Genomic DNA, 13,994 nt, shown 5'->3' with positions numbered 1-13,994 from the left:
CGACGAAACGACAGGTCACCACTCCCGCGGAATCACCGACCCTATGCCCGACCAGCGAAATCGCCGTCCTCAAGACCGGAAAGACAACAGCCACTCACAGACTGACACGACAGCATGACCGGCGAACGAGAGCCCCGGGCCAACTCTGGTTCGGAGCTTCGGTCTGTCTCTCCGCAACGAACAGTGATGTTAGATAACCCCCATCCCGCGCTTGGCCAGGCGTTGAAATTCTCGCGTGTAAGTGTCGATGAGTTCCTTGGCGTCCTGATGCAGCTCGCGTATCGCCGCGTACACGTCGGGCAGAAGCAAGTCAGCGGCGCGGGACTGGTGGAGTCGTACCTCGTCGTCAACATAGTCAGCCTTGCGGCGTACGATCCCGGGCATCTCCCACAGCCGGAGCGGATCCGCAACCATGGATGTCCAGCGTGGCGCGCCCCGGGACATTTGGGGCGCCAAGTCGCGCCACGGCTCAACAGGCGTCCGGCCGGTGAGGGCCGGGAGTAGCTGGACTCTTGCCTCGACGAATGGAGCGCAGAACGTTGTCAGCTCGTCCTGAAAACCATCCACCTTGGCCATCAGCGCTGCTTGGACGCTGTGTCGCCCCGTGAGGCGGCCCACCGTGACCGTGGCCGCTGCTCCAGCAACTGCGCCGCCCAGACCGATCAACGCCACCGGTATCTCTGACTGAGCCACCCGCCCCCCTCTACGCGTGCTGCTGCAATCAACATGATTGTTGTAGTGGGATAGCTGTGTATAAACCCCTGTGCAGCAGTGGTGCGGGCCGTCATCGTCATGGGTGAGGCCTCACCCAGATCGGGGAGGTGTCAGCAGGTTCGCGGAACGGCTTCTGACCTGCGGCGAAGCTCTCAAGATCAACACGCTATTACGACGTGATCACTGGCAAATGGCTGCTTTCGGCGGCGCCCGCCTGCACATACGCGAAGACCCCGCACTCAGCGAACGCGCTGGTGGCGGGGTCTTTAGGCACTCCCTGCGAAGTGCCCCCGGCAGGATTCGAACCTGCGCACACGGCTCCGGAGGCCAGGGGAGGCCGTTGCGCTTTTGGGGCGCTGACCAGCGGGAGAGCTGTGGTCGCGGTCGCTGCTGACGAAGATCATTACGCCCCTATTACGTGGGCGGCCTGTCGGGCGGTCGGTGCGGCCCGTATGGTCGAAGCATGATCTCGGGCAGCAGCGAGGGACCGGACGGCGGCGCGGAGTTCACGGCGGAGGGCCTGGAGCCTGCTCTCCAGGAAGCATGCGCGACGGTCGGACTCGACTCCCGCGGCGCCGAGTTGCTGCGGCTCGGTTCGAACGCGGTCTACCGCCTGGCGTCCTTACCGGTCATCGTCCGCATCGCGCGTGATCGGGCCGTGCTCGCCGAGATGGAGCGGGCCGTGAGTGTGGCCCAGTGGCTTGAGACGCAGGACTTCCCGGCCATGCGCGTGCCGGCGTCGGTTGCCCAACCGCTCGTCGTCGGCGGCCTCGTGGTGACGTTCTGGGAGAGCGTCCAGGAGAACGAGGAGTACGGGACGGTCGGGGAGCTCGCGGATCTCCTCCGTCGCTTGCACTGGCTGGAAGAACCCGAGTCTCTGCACCTGCCGTACTACGACCCGCTGGCCAAGGTGGCGGCGTCCCTCGAAGGCTTGGACGGCATCTCTGCGGAGGACCGAACGTTCCTCGAGGAGCGAGCATCGAGCCTCGGCAAGGATTACGGCCGGCTGGACTTCGTCCTCCCCTTCGGCCTGATCCACGGCGACGCCAGCATCGGGAACATCCTCCGCCACCGGGACGGGCACGCAGTGCTCATCGACCTGGACGGCTTCGCCCTTGCACCGCGAGAGTGGGATCTGATCCAGACGGCGATGTTTTTCGACCGCTACCGCTGGCACACAAAGGCGGAGTATGCCGAGTTCGTGCACCGTTACGGCTTCGACCTGATGAACTGGCCGGGCTACGAGACGTTGGCGGATCTTCGTGAGCTGATGATGATCTCTTGGCTGGGCCACCAGGTCACCGCAAGCGAGCGGTCTGCTGAGGAGTTCGTCCGGCGTGTGCAGTCCATCCGGACGGGCGAGGGTCGAGACGAGTGGCGTCCCTTCTGAGAGCAGTGCGTATTTCACGGCGGAACCTCTTGTTTGAGGGAGATGTTGCATGTCTGATAGGGCGCCAAGACACCGCGTAGTGTGGACTGCGATTGGTGCGCTTGCAGCGGTCACTTCTGCTCTGGTCGCGTTATTGGCTTACGCCTGGCCGCGAAGCGGCGATACCGCCACGATCCAATCTGGCCAGCCGAATGTGAGTGGGCAGGCCTCGACTGCACAGAGTGCCACTACGTCGTCGGAGTCGCCTCCACGATCAGTAGCCAGCACACGCAGCTCAACGGGAATCGGTCAGAGCATACTTTGGCATGGCGAGATTGGACTCAATGCAAGTATCGCCCATCAGTCTTTTCTCTATTTGAACGTAACTCCACCGGTCCGTGATGAACTCCAAGATCCCACCGGCTCGATTGCTCTGATTGACATGAGCGACGGCCATGGAATGCAAATCAGCTCGTCCGACGGACAGGGTGATCTCGAAGAATGGACGGGGGCTAGTAGTCCCACTCTGACTGACTGTCTGGGTCTGTATAACCGTCATCCCGTGCAACAGGTATACGGTTTACATCGGAAACAGAAGATCTGCTACGTATCTCCCGACATTAACGCGTACGCACTCTTGAAGATCGAAAAGTGGGACGGCACCAACATGTTGCTGGACATCACCGAGTGGGCAAAATCCTGAGAATTCGTTACAGTGTGATATTTAGTTGGCTGCCACCCAGAGGCGACTTTCGGAAACTTGATCGTAGAAGTCGCGCGTGGCCATTGTGTCCCCCAGGTGAGCGAGACGCTTACGGAATTCAGCGAGATAGCTGACGCATCGGGCTGACTTGAGCTGCTCACCCAGGTCGAGCGCATCGAGTGCGACACGGCAGGCCTCTTCGACGTCTCCGGCGCGTAGGTGGGCGTCCGCCAACACCATGGTCGCGAAGAAGTCGCTCCGTACATGGCTGCCGCTCATGGCGTTCTCGGCGTGGGCGACGGCCTTTCGGGCGCTGTTGACATCGCGGAAGCAGTGGGCGGCCTCGGCAGCAAGTTCAGCCTCGTCGAAGTAGCTGATCCATTCGGGCTCGTCGTCGCTGTTCCGGCTCTCCAGCGCTTTCGTGGCTGCGGTGAGCGCGGCTTCGCAGGCCCGTACATCGCCGGTGCGGGCAAGCGCTCGGGCCTCCATAGCGTGGAACTGGGCGCGCAGTGTCGGCGTGGCCACGGGGGAGATGCCCATGAGCGCCGCGCGAGCGAGCGTCGCGGCCTGTGTGTAGCGCCCGAGGAACGTCGCTTGGTGGCTCATGGCGGACAGGATGCTTCCGGCGAGCCGACGGTCGTTGGCGTCCTGGGCCAACCGGAGGGCCTGGAGGAAGTACCGCTGTGCCAGGCCGTGTCGGCAGGCGTCGTACGACATCCATCCGGCCAGGAGAGTCGCCTCAGCCACGGTGGAGAACAGGGCTCGGCCGACCTGCTCGGTGTACTGCCCGCGTAGGAGCGGCGTCACTTCGGTGCTGAGGTACTGCACTGCTGCGTGCCGAGCGTGGTCGCCTCCGAACCGGTCGTCTAACTCGGCGAACATGTCCGCCGTGGTCTTGATGGCGGTGACGTCTCCGAAACCGACGCGCACTCCGTCTCGACGTTGCCGAGGAATGGCCGGCTCGGGTGCGACCAGCCAACGGAGCGAGGCTTCGCTCCACGCGGGCTCGGAGGGCTCGGCCTGCAGCAGGGGCTCATACCGGTTGAGATCAGCGCGCCACAGCTGACCGACGGTATCGATCGCGACTTCGGGGCTCGCCGGATAGCTGGCGTCCAAGAGCCCGGTGTCCCGCTCGCCCTCGTGGTTCAGCCCCAGCTCGGCGGCGCTGAGGCCGTACGCTTCGCACAGCAGCGGACCGTAGAAGTCGTCCGGCGCGCTGTGGCCGTTCTCCCAACTGGCGATACGACGCTTCACGCTGGCGTCTGACGGGAGTTGGTGGCCGCGGCGGAGCGCAACCTGACGTAGCTCGCGTACCAACCTCGGCTGACTCCAGCCCCGGCCCGTACGGGCTTGCCGTAAGCGAACGCTGATTGGCTCCAGCGAAGACGTGACCATTCCCTCCCTACCTGAGCACGGGTGCGACGTCTGGGACGCACGACTCTTTGGCTTCACGACCGAATGTACGCGCAGTTGTTTACCGCGCGCTGCAAGTAACCGTAGATCGAGGGTTGTTGATCGGTGACGGGGGATGACGCGTCCACGCCTGACCCGTCATCCCCCGTCACCTCTCGTCATCTGCCCTGGCCAGGGTGGTGCCCCCGAGCCTGGACACAGGGCGGCATTGCGGCCGCAACCCAGTCTCGACCGAGGTGAGATGGCGTGCAGAGGATGACCAGGAGCGGCATGGAATGGCTATCGGCGGCAGCAGACAACCCCGTCGAGTGCCGGCAGGTGTGGGCGGACGATCCCCGCATGCCGTGCCTGTTGCCGACCGGCCGCTACTTCGACGTGCTGAGCGTGGAACAGCGCCTCGGGATGGAGATGTTCGACCGCCTCTTGCGGAGTGCGATGCCGTTCGGACCAACAGTCATCGACCGCAAGGCACAGCGAGTCGGATTCTTCCTCTCCTCGCAGAGCCGCGAGACCTTCACGCACTACCTCGAACGTGAAACGTCCTCGCCACCGCCGTACAGGTACTTGAGCAGGGACTGTGCCGTCGTCGTGCCGGGCCCCATCCCGCTGGCCGACGACCGCTATCAGTGGCTCCGCGCGCCTACGCGTCGACCGGAAGCCAATCCGCTGCGCCCCGTAGCCCTGGCCACCGCGCTGGTTGCTTCCGCGGAGCTCCTGGCCAGGATCGACCGCTTTGACGAGCAGTACCCGACGCCGTACGCGGCGGTCGCCGCGCTGCCCGAGGAGTCGAACACGGATGCCGAATGAGCCGACCGACGGGCGCGACGCTGCCGCGTGGTCGCCTCTCGACAGCGACGGCTGGTACGCGGCCAGAAACGCGACCACCGCACTGCGAGACGTCCTCGTTCGCGCCGGCCTGGAGCAGGACTTCCCCTACCTGCGCGCGGACCTGAACGCCTTCGGACACGGCCTTGTCGAGCTGGGCCGAGTGTCCCCCGCCACGGCCGAGCGCGTTGCAGAACTCCTGCGCCTGGCACTCGCGAGCGGCTTCGGCCGAGACGGTAACGACGACGGTGACGAACCGACCGTCGCCGAAGAACACCAGGGAAGGGCCTGACATCATGACCGACCGGCGCGGAGTAGTGGCCAAACGAGCGGAGAACCTGTCGCCGGGCGTCCCCTACGTGCGCGGCTGGAACCGCGCACGAGGAAGCGCAGGCGCTCTGGCTGATCAGCTTGTGCTGCTCGGGCTGGACTCGGACTTCCCCGGCTTGGTCGCCGACGTCAACGTTTTCGGTGACGGGTTGGTGCAACTCGGGACTGTGCGTCCTGAGGCGGCTGAGCTGCTGGCGAGGCTGATCACGGCCGGACTGGCCGCGGAATCGGCGGACACGACGACGAACGTGCCGCTGCTCGCTCCCCGGGAAGCGCCTGCGGCTTGACCCGCTCCTCGGCGGTCTGTTGCCCTGCCGCTCGGCCGGGACCGGCGCCCCAGCGCCGCAGCCCGGACGAACGGCAGGGCCATCAGCTTGGGAAGCTTGGGTCTCTTGGCGGCGGCTGCTGTGCTGACCTGCGGCGGAGTGGTGGTGAAGTCCTGGTCGCATCCGGGGCGAGTTACCGCTGTTCCCCCTGATTCCCCGCAGGATCTGGCACGCGAATGGCACGGTGCCCTTCGCCTCGAACGATCCTTGGCGGAACTGGGCCCCGGAGTGTCTGAGCCTCAGCCGACGACAGTCCGCCACGATGGCGGGTCGGCCGAACGCGCCGACGCGCGTGTGCCTCGCTATACCCCTACCGGCCTCAGCCACGCTGCCTTGTCGTCGACCAGACCTCGCCACGCCGGCGGAAGCGTGGTGGTGAGACGTTGGATGACGACCTCTTCGACCCGAAGCAACTTGGGTAGGCTGGTGACCTTGGGCCAGTGCGCATCTGACTTGCTGTCATGGTCCGTAGGAGTCCGCGTGTGTCCGCCGCTGTCCGTCGACTGTCACTGTCGGTCATCTCGAGTGGCCCCGGGGGCGCCGGACGGCCCAGGGACGGCCCAAGAGTCAGCCGCCTCACGTCCGCAGCGAGCAAGTGGCGAGGGCCAGCCGATCACTCCTGCGGCACGGGAGCGCCGGGAAGCTCTCCCAGATCAAGGTTTGCCGGAATGGTGATCACGAGGTGGGCGAAACCTCAAGGTCAGTCATGCGGCCACGGCTACGTCCCTTGGGCCCCACTCCCCATCTTGATCGACATGCATTCTCCGTGTGGTTAGCTAGAGTGGATATTGGTGGTCTTGAGGTATCCATCAGACGCGGTTCGTCACCGTTTCCTGGCGTTCTCGACGGCGCAGGAGAGAAGACATGAACACCACGGCTTCCGGGACGAGACAAGTCCAGCTCTCTATAGCCTTTGACCCCCGCCGCGATTGGCCCCTACTGGGTGCCGCCGCTAGCGCCATGCTGAGCTTTATCATGCTGTTCCCGCCTTGGCTATCAGGGGATAAGAGCGAGAGCGCAAACGCATTCAGCGCTGCACCGGGATACACCCTCAGCGGAACGATCGGCCCAGTATTCGTGATTCTCCTAGCTCTTGCAGTCGTAATCCTCACAGGGCTAGGGATGGCAACTGGATGACGTGGAGAAAGTCTGAGCCAACTGGGTTCGGCTACAGCCTGAACGACAGTTCCAATTCGTCGCCCGGTAGGTGGAACTCCTCCAGGCTCAAGGGCTTGTCCGCCTCCGCGAGCGTCATCCGGATGACGTGCAGGAGGGGTACTCCGTCCGCGAGTCGGAGGGCCTGGGCCTGGTCCGGTAGGGGCATGCGGGTGCGGACGTACTCGGTGAAGTGGAGTTCGTGGCCCAGTTCGGCGAGGGCGCTGTAGAGCTCCGGTGCTGGCGGCGGGGCCTCCTCCTCGTACTTGGTGTCGATCAGCACCGAGAACGGTACGTACGTCCGGTGGAGTTGGCGGAGGCGGCCGTGGTCTGCCGTCTGTAGGGCGTCGTACGTGAACATCGGCTCGCCCGGTGGGATACGGAGTAGGTCCGCCAGGGCCAATGGGGCGTCGGTGCGGGTGGCTACAGGCGGCTCTGCGTCGGTCCAGCGGATGCCGTCGGCCTCGATGTAGCGGCCGTCTGGGGCTCGGCGTACGCCGCGCGGGCGCGTGTGGCTGGGGCGACTGTGGGGTGAGCGGGCGAAGGTGCCGCGGCCCATGATGGCCTCGACGAGACCGGATGCCCGTAGCTCGGAGAGGCCCTGGCGGACTGTGGGACGCGTCACGCCGAACTGTTTGGCCAACGCCTCCTCCGACGGGAGCGGTTGGCCGGCCGGGAAGGTGCCATCCAGGATGCCATCGCGCAGGTAGTCGGCGATCTGCCGGTACTTCGGCTGCGTGTTCTTCGGCGGCATGCGGGCCCTCCGTGGCCGTGGCTTCTGCGGCTGTTCCTCGTCGTGGACGGCGTGCCCGCGATCGTGGACAGCTTCCCGTATCGCTGGGTCGGTTGACAACCCGTACTACGGGTTGCACTCTTGTCTGCGTCACCCGTACTACGGGTGGTATAGCAACCCGGAGGATCGGCCTTCGGGTGCCAGAGAAGAGGAGATCCAAGAAGTGGCAAGCCTTCCGATCGACACCGCGAAGTACACGGGGATCATCTGCGCCGTCCCCCCGGCCCCGCGGGTCGCCAACCGAGAGACCGGTCAGCTTCGCGTTGACCGCGAGACAGGCAAGACCATGTATCAGGTCGGGCTCTGCCTGATGGCCGGGGCGTCGGCCGACGTCGTGAACGTGAGCGTGGCTGGTGAACCGAGCGGCGTGCAGCTCGGTATGCCGGTGGCCGTGCGGGACCTGGTCGCCACGCCCTGGGAGAACGAGGGGCGGCACGGGATCGCGTTCCGCGCGGCGGAGATTCGGCCCCTGAACGCTCCCGCGCCGGCGGGTAAGGGGGCTGCACAGTGATGAACCTGGCCTCCTCCACCACTTCGGCCGGTTCGGCCGGGCCGAGTTGGGTTCTGGTGGTGGCCGCCGTGCTGGTGTCGGGCCTGCTTCTCGCGGGCCCGGCCCTGCGCCGCCGCTATCCCGTCGCCTGGTGGCTGTTACTCGGCTTCCCGGTCGCTGCCTTCCGGGTCATGCAGACCTGGCGGCCCCTGATGGCCGGATGCGGGCTCGCCGTGAGTCGGCGGCCGGCACTGACTGTCGTGTCCGGGCTCGTCGGCAACGGGGCGCCTCCGCCCCAGCCGCGGGTGCCGCGTCGCGGGCTCATACGCCCGACCTCCGGTGGGTTCGTGCTGCTGGTACGGCTGTTACCCGGCCAGGTGCCCGAGGACTTCGTCAAGGCTGCGCCTGCGATGGCGGAGGACTGGCAGGTTCACGCGGTACGGGTGACCTCCTGGAAGCCGGGGGTCGTACGGATTGTCGCTTCGGCGGCTGATCCGTTGGCCGCGCCTCGGATGCCGAAGCAGCGGGGCCCTGGCCATCTGCTCCGGGTGACCGTGGGTGCGCTGGAGACCGGGGCCGCGTGGGTGCTCGACCTGCGGCGCGTGCCGCACTGGCTGATCGTGGGTGCCACCCGGTCCGGTAAATCGACGCTGATCAACGCCCTCGTCGCGGGGCTGGCTCCGCAGCCTGTCGCCCTCGTCGGTATCGACTGCAAGGGCGGCATGGAACTGTCCCTCTACGAACCGCGGTTGTCCGCCCTCGCGACCAATCGTGTGCAGGCGGTCCGACTGCTGGCCGCGCTCGTAGACCTGACCCTCGACCGCATGACCGTCTGCCGGGCGGCTCGGGTCCGCAACATCTGGGGCCTGCCGGACAAGGAACGTCCCGTCCCAGTCGTCGTGATCGTCGATGAGCTGGCTGAACTGTTCCTCGTCGCGAGCCGGAACGAGAAGGACGAAGCTCAGGCGGCCGGTACGGCACTGATCCGACTGGCCCAACTCGGCGCTGCCCTTGGGGTGTTCCTCGTCGTCGCCGGCCAACGCGTCGGTTCCGACCTGGGGCCTGGCGTCACCGCACTACGGGCACAGCTCGGTGGCCGGGTCTGCCATCGCGTGGCGGACCCCGGTACGGCCGAAATGGCGCTCGGGGATCTGAATCCCGACGCCCTGAAGGCAGCGCAGGCCATCACCCCGGAGCAGGCCGGTACTGCCGTCCTTGCCTCCGGCGACGGCTGGGAGCGGGCCCGTTCGCGCCTGATCACGGAGACAGAGGCGGAAGCTGTCGCCGCCGAGTACGCGCACCTGACTCCCGTCCTGTCCGAACTGCACGTCGAAGCGCCGTGAAAGGGGCCTGCCGTGCTCGTGTCCATGTCCGCCGTTCTGCTGCTCGACCTGCTGATCTGGTTCCTTCTCCGCATCCGGTACCTGCGGTGGATCGACGCGCTGCTCTGCGCAGCCTTCGGCTTCCTGCTCTCCAAGACCGTGGCTGCGCCGTTCGCTCAGGCCTTCCTCGACGGCGTGAACGGCTTCCTCGGCCAACTCCGCTTCTGAAACGACCCGTTGACCCGAGAGGGGTTCATCCCGTGTCCGCATACGTCATCCGCTCCGGTGACCATGCCGCGTTCCTGGCCGGTCTGCGGGAGCTGATCGACTTCCTGACAGCCAACCCCGCGGTCGTCGTACCGCGCCATGCATCCGTCGTCCTGCTGGTCGACGCATCCGACTCCACCGGTCGGCGAGAGGGAGTGGCGTGCGTCGCCGCTCCGCTCGGCGTGCCGGCGGAGGACCTCGGCCAGGGCTACTTCAGCGCTCGCCGCGAGTTCGGACCGATCGCCTACGTCGTCGTTGCGATCCCGCCCGAGGAGCGGCAGTGATCGCCGGTACGAAGGGCTCCCGACGGGGCGCGAAGTCGCCAAACCCGACCCCGTCAGGAACCCACTCCATCCGCCACATGAGCAGTGAAAGGAGCACTCACACTTTGACCAGCGCGCATCATTCGCGCAAATCCCCGCTGCCCGACTGCGAACTCAGGCAGCGAGACTCGGAGGTCTCGACCTGCGCCGGACGGGAACAAGTCGTCCTCGTCGGGCTCGACGACACCGAGCAACGCCTGTGCCCCGCGCACGCGGCGGCACTCTGGCTCACGGATCCGACGTTCCGCTTCAGCGCCAAGACTCGGCCCGAGGGCATCTCGGCCGTGATGGCGCACGCGTTCGGCGGCGGGGGTGGTCGCCGATGACCATGACCCTCACGACCAACGCTGCTGCCCTGGTCGCCAGGGCAGCAGAGGCGGACTTCGCGGCCTGGAGGCGGAACATCGTCCGCCTCGGCGGCTGCACCAACCCGATTCACCTGGTCGGCGCGGCGACCGTCTACGACACGACCACGGGCGCGGCCCTGCTCTCGTACGGGTCGGACGTCTACGGCGGCCGCCTGCTCGTCGCATGCGGCAACCGGCGCGCGACGGTCTGCCCGGCCTGCTCGGCCCTGTACCGGGCGGACACGTACCAACTCGTCCGCGCCGGGCTTGTCGGCGGCAAGAACGTCACGGAGGCGGTGAGCGGCTACCCCCGCGTGTTCGTCACGCTCACCGCTCCTAGCTTCGGCCGGGTTCACACACGACGGGAACACGACGGGCGCGTACGGGCCTGTCGTCCCCGCCGGGCGGGGGAGTCGTGCCCCCACGGTCGGCCGATCGGATGCCCTGAGCGTCATTCGGTGGACGATCTACGTCTCGGCGAGCCGCTCTGTCCGCGCTGCTACGACTACGCGGGCGCGGTTCTCTGGCACGCGTTCGCCGGTCGGCTCTGGCATCGGTTCGGATTGGAGCTGCGGCGGGAGGTTGCACGGCGTGCCGGGCTGTCGCGGACGGAGTTCGGGGAGATCGCCCGACTCTCGTACGCCAAGGTCGCCGAGTACCAGCGGCGCGGCCTGGTCCACTTCCATGGCGTGATCCGCCTCGACGGACCGGACGGGCCCGACTCGGCTCCGCCGGGCTGGGCGACAGTGCCCCTGCTGATCGACGCTGTTCGGGAGGTGGCCGGTCGTGTGCGGCTGGCTGCTCCTGGAGCGGACGTCGTCGGACCGCGGGAGCTCCGCTTCGGTACACAGATCGACGTTCGGCCGGTCACCTCGTACAGGCGGGATGCGGGGGAGCGGCCTGCCTCCGCGGCGGCCGTTGCGGGCTACATCGCCAAGTACGCCACGAAGGGAGCCGAGACCGCCGGCGCGGTGGACGGTCGGATCTACCGCGCGCGGGACATGGTCATGCTGCCGGTGCGTGCACACGTGCTGCGCATGATCGGTACGTGCTGGTGGCTCGGCGGTCTGCCGGAGTTCGAGCCGCTCGGGCTGCGTCGGTGGGCTCACATGCTCGGGTACGGCGGGCACTTCTCCACCAAGTCACGCCGCTACTCGACGACCCTGACCGCGCTCCGACAGGCGCGTGCCGATCACCGTGCGGAGGAGCAACGGGCTTCCCTCGGGCTGGTCGACGGTCCGACGGTCACGGTTGGCCAGTGGCGTTATGCGGGTCGTGGCTACTCGCCGGCGGCGGCGCTCCTGGCCGCTTCCGTGCGGGAGGGCGGTGGTCTCCATGGCGCGTGACAGCCGCGCGAAGGCGGCCGAACTGCTCACTGTCCGCCAAGTGCTCGACGAACTGGGCGGCATCTCGCGGCGCACCTTCTACCGCTGGCGGGAACTGCGGCTCGCTCCGCCTTGCATACGGCTCCCGAACGGGGAGCTCCGGGTTCGGCGGGACGTGCTCAACGACTGGTTGGAGGAGCGGGCGGAGGGGGCTGCATCGTGAAGTCGTACAAGGTCGTCATCTGGAAACTCAGCATCAATCGCTCCGCGAAGAAACCGACGTATCTCGTGCGCTGGTCCGTCGACGGCGAACCCTTCCACGAGTCGCACAAGACGAAGGCGCTGGCCGATCGCTTCCGCGCAAAGCTCCTTCGGGCGGCGGACAAGGGCGAGCCCTTCGACACAGTGACCGGTCTGCCGGACTCGTTACGGGGCGGCAAAGCGGCCTTGTCGTTCCTGGAGCTGGCGCTCAAGTACATCGATGCCCGGTGGGCGGAGGCATCGGCCAAGCAGCGGGACAGCATGACAGATGCCTTGGCGACGGTACTGCCCGCGCTGGTCAAACAGGTTCGCGGGCGACCTGCTCCAGCTGACCTCAGGCGGGCGCTGCGGTCCTACGTGTTGCCTCCACCTCGGCGGGAGCACGAGCGGCCCGAGGAGATCGCGTCGGCGGTGAAGTGGATCGAGAAAGCTTCGCTGCCGGTTGCGGAACTCCAAGAGATCACCCGCGTGCACGACCTGATCGACGCGCTCACACGGAAGCTCGACGGTAAGCCTGCGGCGACGCAGACCTATCGGCGGCGCCGGGCCGTGGTCTTCAACACCCTTGAGTACGCAGTCGAGTTGGAGACACTGCACTTGAACCCGCTGAGCCGAGTGCGGCGTAAGCGGGGGAAGCGGGCAGTACAGGAAGTCGATCGTCGAGTGGTGGTCAACCCTCGGCAGGCGCGAGAGTTGCTGACCGCGCTGACGTACGTGGGCGGCTATGAGCGGGCGAGTGGTCGACGGCTGCGGGCGTTCTTCGGCTGCCTGTACTACGCGGCCATGCGGCCCGGTGAGGCACTGGGCCTGCGCCTGTCGGACTGCACGCTCCCGGGGAAGGGATGGGGCCGGATCGACCTGGCGGAGACCCGACCCACCGCCGGCAAGGCGTGGACCGACTCAGGTGAGGCGCACGACCGGCGGGGCCTGAAGCAGCGGGCGGACGGTGAGGTGCGCATCGTGCCGATACCGCCTCCGCTCGTCCGGATGCTGCAGGACCACGTCAAGGACTTCGGCACGGCGGAGGACGGCAGGCTGTTCGCGAGCGAGCGGGGCAACGTCGTAGCGGCGTCGTCGTACTCGCGCGCGTGGAAGCAGGCCCGGATGCTGGCCTTCCCGCCCGAACAGGTCGCCTCAGTCATGGCGACTCGCCCTTACGACCTCCGACACGCGGGCGTTTCTCAATGGCTCAATTCAGGCGTCCCCGCTCCGGAGGTGGCGGCTCGCGCCGGCCACTCAGTGGACGTGCTCCTGAAGATCTACGCGAAGTGCATCGACGGCCAGGAAGAGGAGATGAACGACCGGATCATGCAGGGGCTTGGTGGCGACTCGGAGGACTGACGCAACGGCTTGACCAATACGGGACCCCGGACTGCTCGCAGTCCGGGGTCCCGCCTGTCGGGAGCCGTATACCCTCCTGGGCTGTGGGGTCGGAGAGCGATCCGGCCGGGTCCGATTGAGGAGGCACTATGGTGCCCGAGCCCGTGAGCACGCCTGCAGAGACCCGCGTTCGCCTGAAGGACGGTGGTTATGCCGTCCTCACACTCGCGGACGTTGCTGTCGCTGCCCTGCATACGCCCGAAGACGATAAGTACGACGTGCTCGCGGTGGTCGGTGGGAAGAACGTCCCCGCCCTCGTGCTCGCGCGGGAGGCGCTGAAGGGCCGGGACCCCTGGAACACCAACGTCGCAGAGATGGCTCTGCACGAGCTCGGGTTCAGCATCTTGGTGCGGCGCCGGTTCGACAACGCCACCGGTGAGCCGGTGCGCCTCACCCGTGAGCAGATCAACAACTCTTCGATCTGACCTAGCGGCGTCTCTGACAGGTTCGATCGAATGCCGGTCCTCGGACTACGAGCTGCAGGGGCTTTCTGGCCTGTCCACAGGTGGTCCACACGGCTACGCTCGGAACCTCGCGAAACGCCTTCTGACCTGCCGTGAAGCCCAACAAGATCATTACGTCGTCATTACGTGATCACTGGCAAACGGCTGCTTCCGGCGGCATCCGCCTGCACATACGCGAAGACCCCGC

16 protein-coding genes are annotated in these 13,994 nt (G+C 66.7%); 13 read left to right on the top strand and 3 right to left on the bottom strand.

The features are described from left to right. Nucleotides 1-189 precede the first annotated feature (189 nt). On the bottom strand, nt 190-693 hold the full coding sequence (locus tag ABZ453_RS30825) for a hypothetical protein (RefSeq protein WP_359019901.1): 504 nt from the start codon (nt 691-693) through the stop codon (nt 190-192). 484 nt (nt 694-1,177) lie between these two features. Here ABZ453_RS30825 and ABZ453_RS30820 point away from each other — a divergent pair, with 484 nt between their 5' ends. Next, a complete protein-coding gene (locus ABZ453_RS30820; protein ID WP_359019908.1) occupies nt 1,178-2,104 on the top strand; it encodes an aminoglycoside phosphotransferase family protein in 927 nt (308 codons plus the stop codon). 703 nt (nt 2,105-2,807) lie between these two features. Here ABZ453_RS30820 and ABZ453_RS30815 read toward each other — a convergent pair. Further along, complete coding sequence (locus ABZ453_RS30815) at nt 2,808-4,040, bottom strand: hypothetical protein (protein ID WP_359019899.1); 1,233 nt, start codon at nt 4,038-4,040, stop codon at nt 2,808-2,810. A 405-nt stretch (nt 4,041-4,445) separates the two neighbouring features. Here ABZ453_RS30815 and ABZ453_RS30810 point away from each other — a divergent pair, with 405 nt between their 5' ends. From ABZ453_RS30810 to ABZ453_RS30800, 3 genes are read left to right on the top strand one after another with little or no spacing between them, the layout of a single operon-like run. Continuing rightward, a complete protein-coding gene (locus ABZ453_RS30810) occupies nt 4,446-5,006 on the top strand; it encodes a bifunctional DNA primase/polymerase (RefSeq protein WP_359019897.1) in 561 nt (186 codons plus the stop codon). Beyond that, complete coding sequence (locus ABZ453_RS30805) at nt 4,996-5,316, top strand: hypothetical protein (RefSeq protein ID WP_359019895.1); 321 nt, start codon at nt 4,996-4,998, stop codon at nt 5,314-5,316. The genes ABZ453_RS30810 and ABZ453_RS30805 overlap by 11 nt, the downstream gene beginning before the upstream one ends. A 4-nt stretch (nt 5,317-5,320) precedes the next feature. Then, the gene (locus ABZ453_RS30800) at nt 5,321-5,641 is read left to right on the top strand and encodes a hypothetical protein (RefSeq protein ID WP_359019893.1); all 321 of its coding nucleotides are present in this window, start codon (nt 5,321-5,323) and stop codon (nt 5,639-5,641) included. Between the two features lie 1,207 nt (nt 5,642-6,848). On the opposite strand, the gene ABZ453_RS30795 is transcribed toward ABZ453_RS30800, so the two are convergent. Continuing rightward, nucleotides 6,849-7,589 (bottom strand): GntR family transcriptional regulator, encoded by a 741-nt coding sequence (locus ABZ453_RS30795; RefSeq protein WP_359019891.1) that lies wholly within the window; start codon nt 7,587-7,589, stop codon nt 6,849-6,851. A 202-nt stretch (nt 7,590-7,791) separates the two neighbouring features. Here ABZ453_RS30795 and ABZ453_RS30790 point away from each other — a divergent pair, with 202 nt between their 5' ends. From ABZ453_RS30790 to ABZ453_RS30750, 9 genes are all read left to right on the top strand, one after another. Beyond that, complete coding sequence (locus ABZ453_RS30790) at nt 7,792-8,139, top strand: hypothetical protein (protein WP_329267315.1); 348 nt, start codon at nt 7,792-7,794, stop codon at nt 8,137-8,139. Further along, complete coding sequence (locus tag ABZ453_RS30785; RefSeq protein WP_359019888.1) at nt 8,139-9,461, top strand: FtsK/SpoIIIE domain-containing protein; 1,323 nt, start codon at nt 8,139-8,141, stop codon at nt 9,459-9,461. The genes ABZ453_RS30790 and ABZ453_RS30785 overlap by 1 nt, the downstream gene beginning before the upstream one ends. Before the next feature lie 12 nt (nt 9,462-9,473). Next, nucleotides 9,474-9,668: a hypothetical protein gene (locus tag ABZ453_RS30780; protein WP_359019886.1), complete on the top strand. Its 195-nt coding sequence runs from the start codon at nt 9,474-9,476 to the stop codon at nt 9,666-9,668. A 32-nt stretch (nt 9,669-9,700) separates the two neighbouring features. Beyond that, complete coding sequence (locus tag ABZ453_RS30775; protein WP_359019884.1) at nt 9,701-9,991, top strand: hypothetical protein; 291 nt, start codon at nt 9,701-9,703, stop codon at nt 9,989-9,991. 104 nt (nt 9,992-10,095) lie between these two features. Further along, a complete protein-coding gene (locus ABZ453_RS30770; protein WP_078508950.1) occupies nt 10,096-10,356 on the top strand; it encodes a hypothetical protein in 261 nt (86 codons plus the stop codon). Beyond that, nucleotides 10,353-11,723, top strand: coding sequence for a replication initiator (locus ABZ453_RS30765; RefSeq protein WP_359019882.1), 1,371 nt, complete (start codon nt 10,353-10,355; stop codon nt 11,721-11,723). Before ABZ453_RS30770 ends, ABZ453_RS30765 begins: the two co-directional genes overlap by 4 nt. Further along, nucleotides 11,713-11,925 (top strand): helix-turn-helix domain-containing protein, encoded by a 213-nt coding sequence (locus tag ABZ453_RS30760; RefSeq protein WP_007500496.1) that lies wholly within the window; start codon nt 11,713-11,715, stop codon nt 11,923-11,925. The genes ABZ453_RS30765 and ABZ453_RS30760 overlap by 11 nt, the downstream gene beginning before the upstream one ends. Beyond that, the gene (locus tag ABZ453_RS30755) at nt 11,922-13,304 is read left to right on the top strand and encodes a tyrosine-type recombinase/integrase (RefSeq protein ID WP_359019879.1); all 1,383 of its coding nucleotides are present in this window, start codon (nt 11,922-11,924) and stop codon (nt 13,302-13,304) included. Before ABZ453_RS30760 ends, ABZ453_RS30755 begins: the two co-directional genes overlap by 4 nt. 128 nt (nt 13,305-13,432) lie before the next feature. Beyond that, entirely contained in the window at nt 13,433-13,768 is a 336-nt protein-coding gene (locus ABZ453_RS30750) for a hypothetical protein (RefSeq protein WP_359019877.1), read from the top strand. Nucleotides 13,769-13,994: the final 226 nt, after the last annotated feature.

This window comes from Streptomyces sp. NPDC005799 (assembly GCF_040630525.1).
Taxonomy (GTDB): Bacteria; Actinomycetota; Actinomycetes; order Streptomycetales; family Streptomycetaceae; genus Streptomyces; species Streptomyces griseorubiginosus_B.
This window is presented reverse-complemented; position numbering and strand designations above follow the sequence as displayed.

Excerpts from the sequence above, each read along its gene's own strand:
- ABZ453_RS30820 (WP_359019908.1), top strand. The coding sequence starts at position 1,178 with ATGATCTCGGGCAGCAGCGAGGGACCGGACGGCGGCGCGGAGTTCACG.
- ABZ453_RS30805 (WP_359019895.1), top strand. The coding sequence starts at position 4,996 with ATGCCGAATGAGCCGACCGACGGGCGCGACGCTGCCGCGTGGTCGCCT.
- ABZ453_RS30800 (WP_359019893.1), top strand. The coding sequence starts at position 5,321 with ATGACCGACCGGCGCGGAGTAGTGGCCAAACGAGCGGAGAACCTGTCG.
- ABZ453_RS30795 (WP_359019891.1), bottom strand. The coding sequence starts at position 7,589 with ATGCCGCCGAAGAACACGCAGCCGAAGTACCGGCAGATCGCCGACTAC.
- ABZ453_RS30785 (WP_359019888.1), top strand. The coding sequence starts at position 8,139 with ATGAACCTGGCCTCCTCCACCACTTCGGCCGGTTCGGCCGGGCCGAGT.
- ABZ453_RS30765 (WP_359019882.1), top strand. The coding sequence starts at position 10,353 with ATGACCATGACCCTCACGACCAACGCTGCTGCCCTGGTCGCCAGGGCA.
- ABZ453_RS30760 (WP_007500496.1), top strand. The coding sequence starts at position 11,713 with ATGGCGCGTGACAGCCGCGCGAAGGCGGCCGAACTGCTCACTGTCCGC.
- ABZ453_RS30750 (WP_359019877.1), top strand. The coding sequence starts at position 13,433 with ATGGTGCCCGAGCCCGTGAGCACGCCTGCAGAGACCCGCGTTCGCCTG.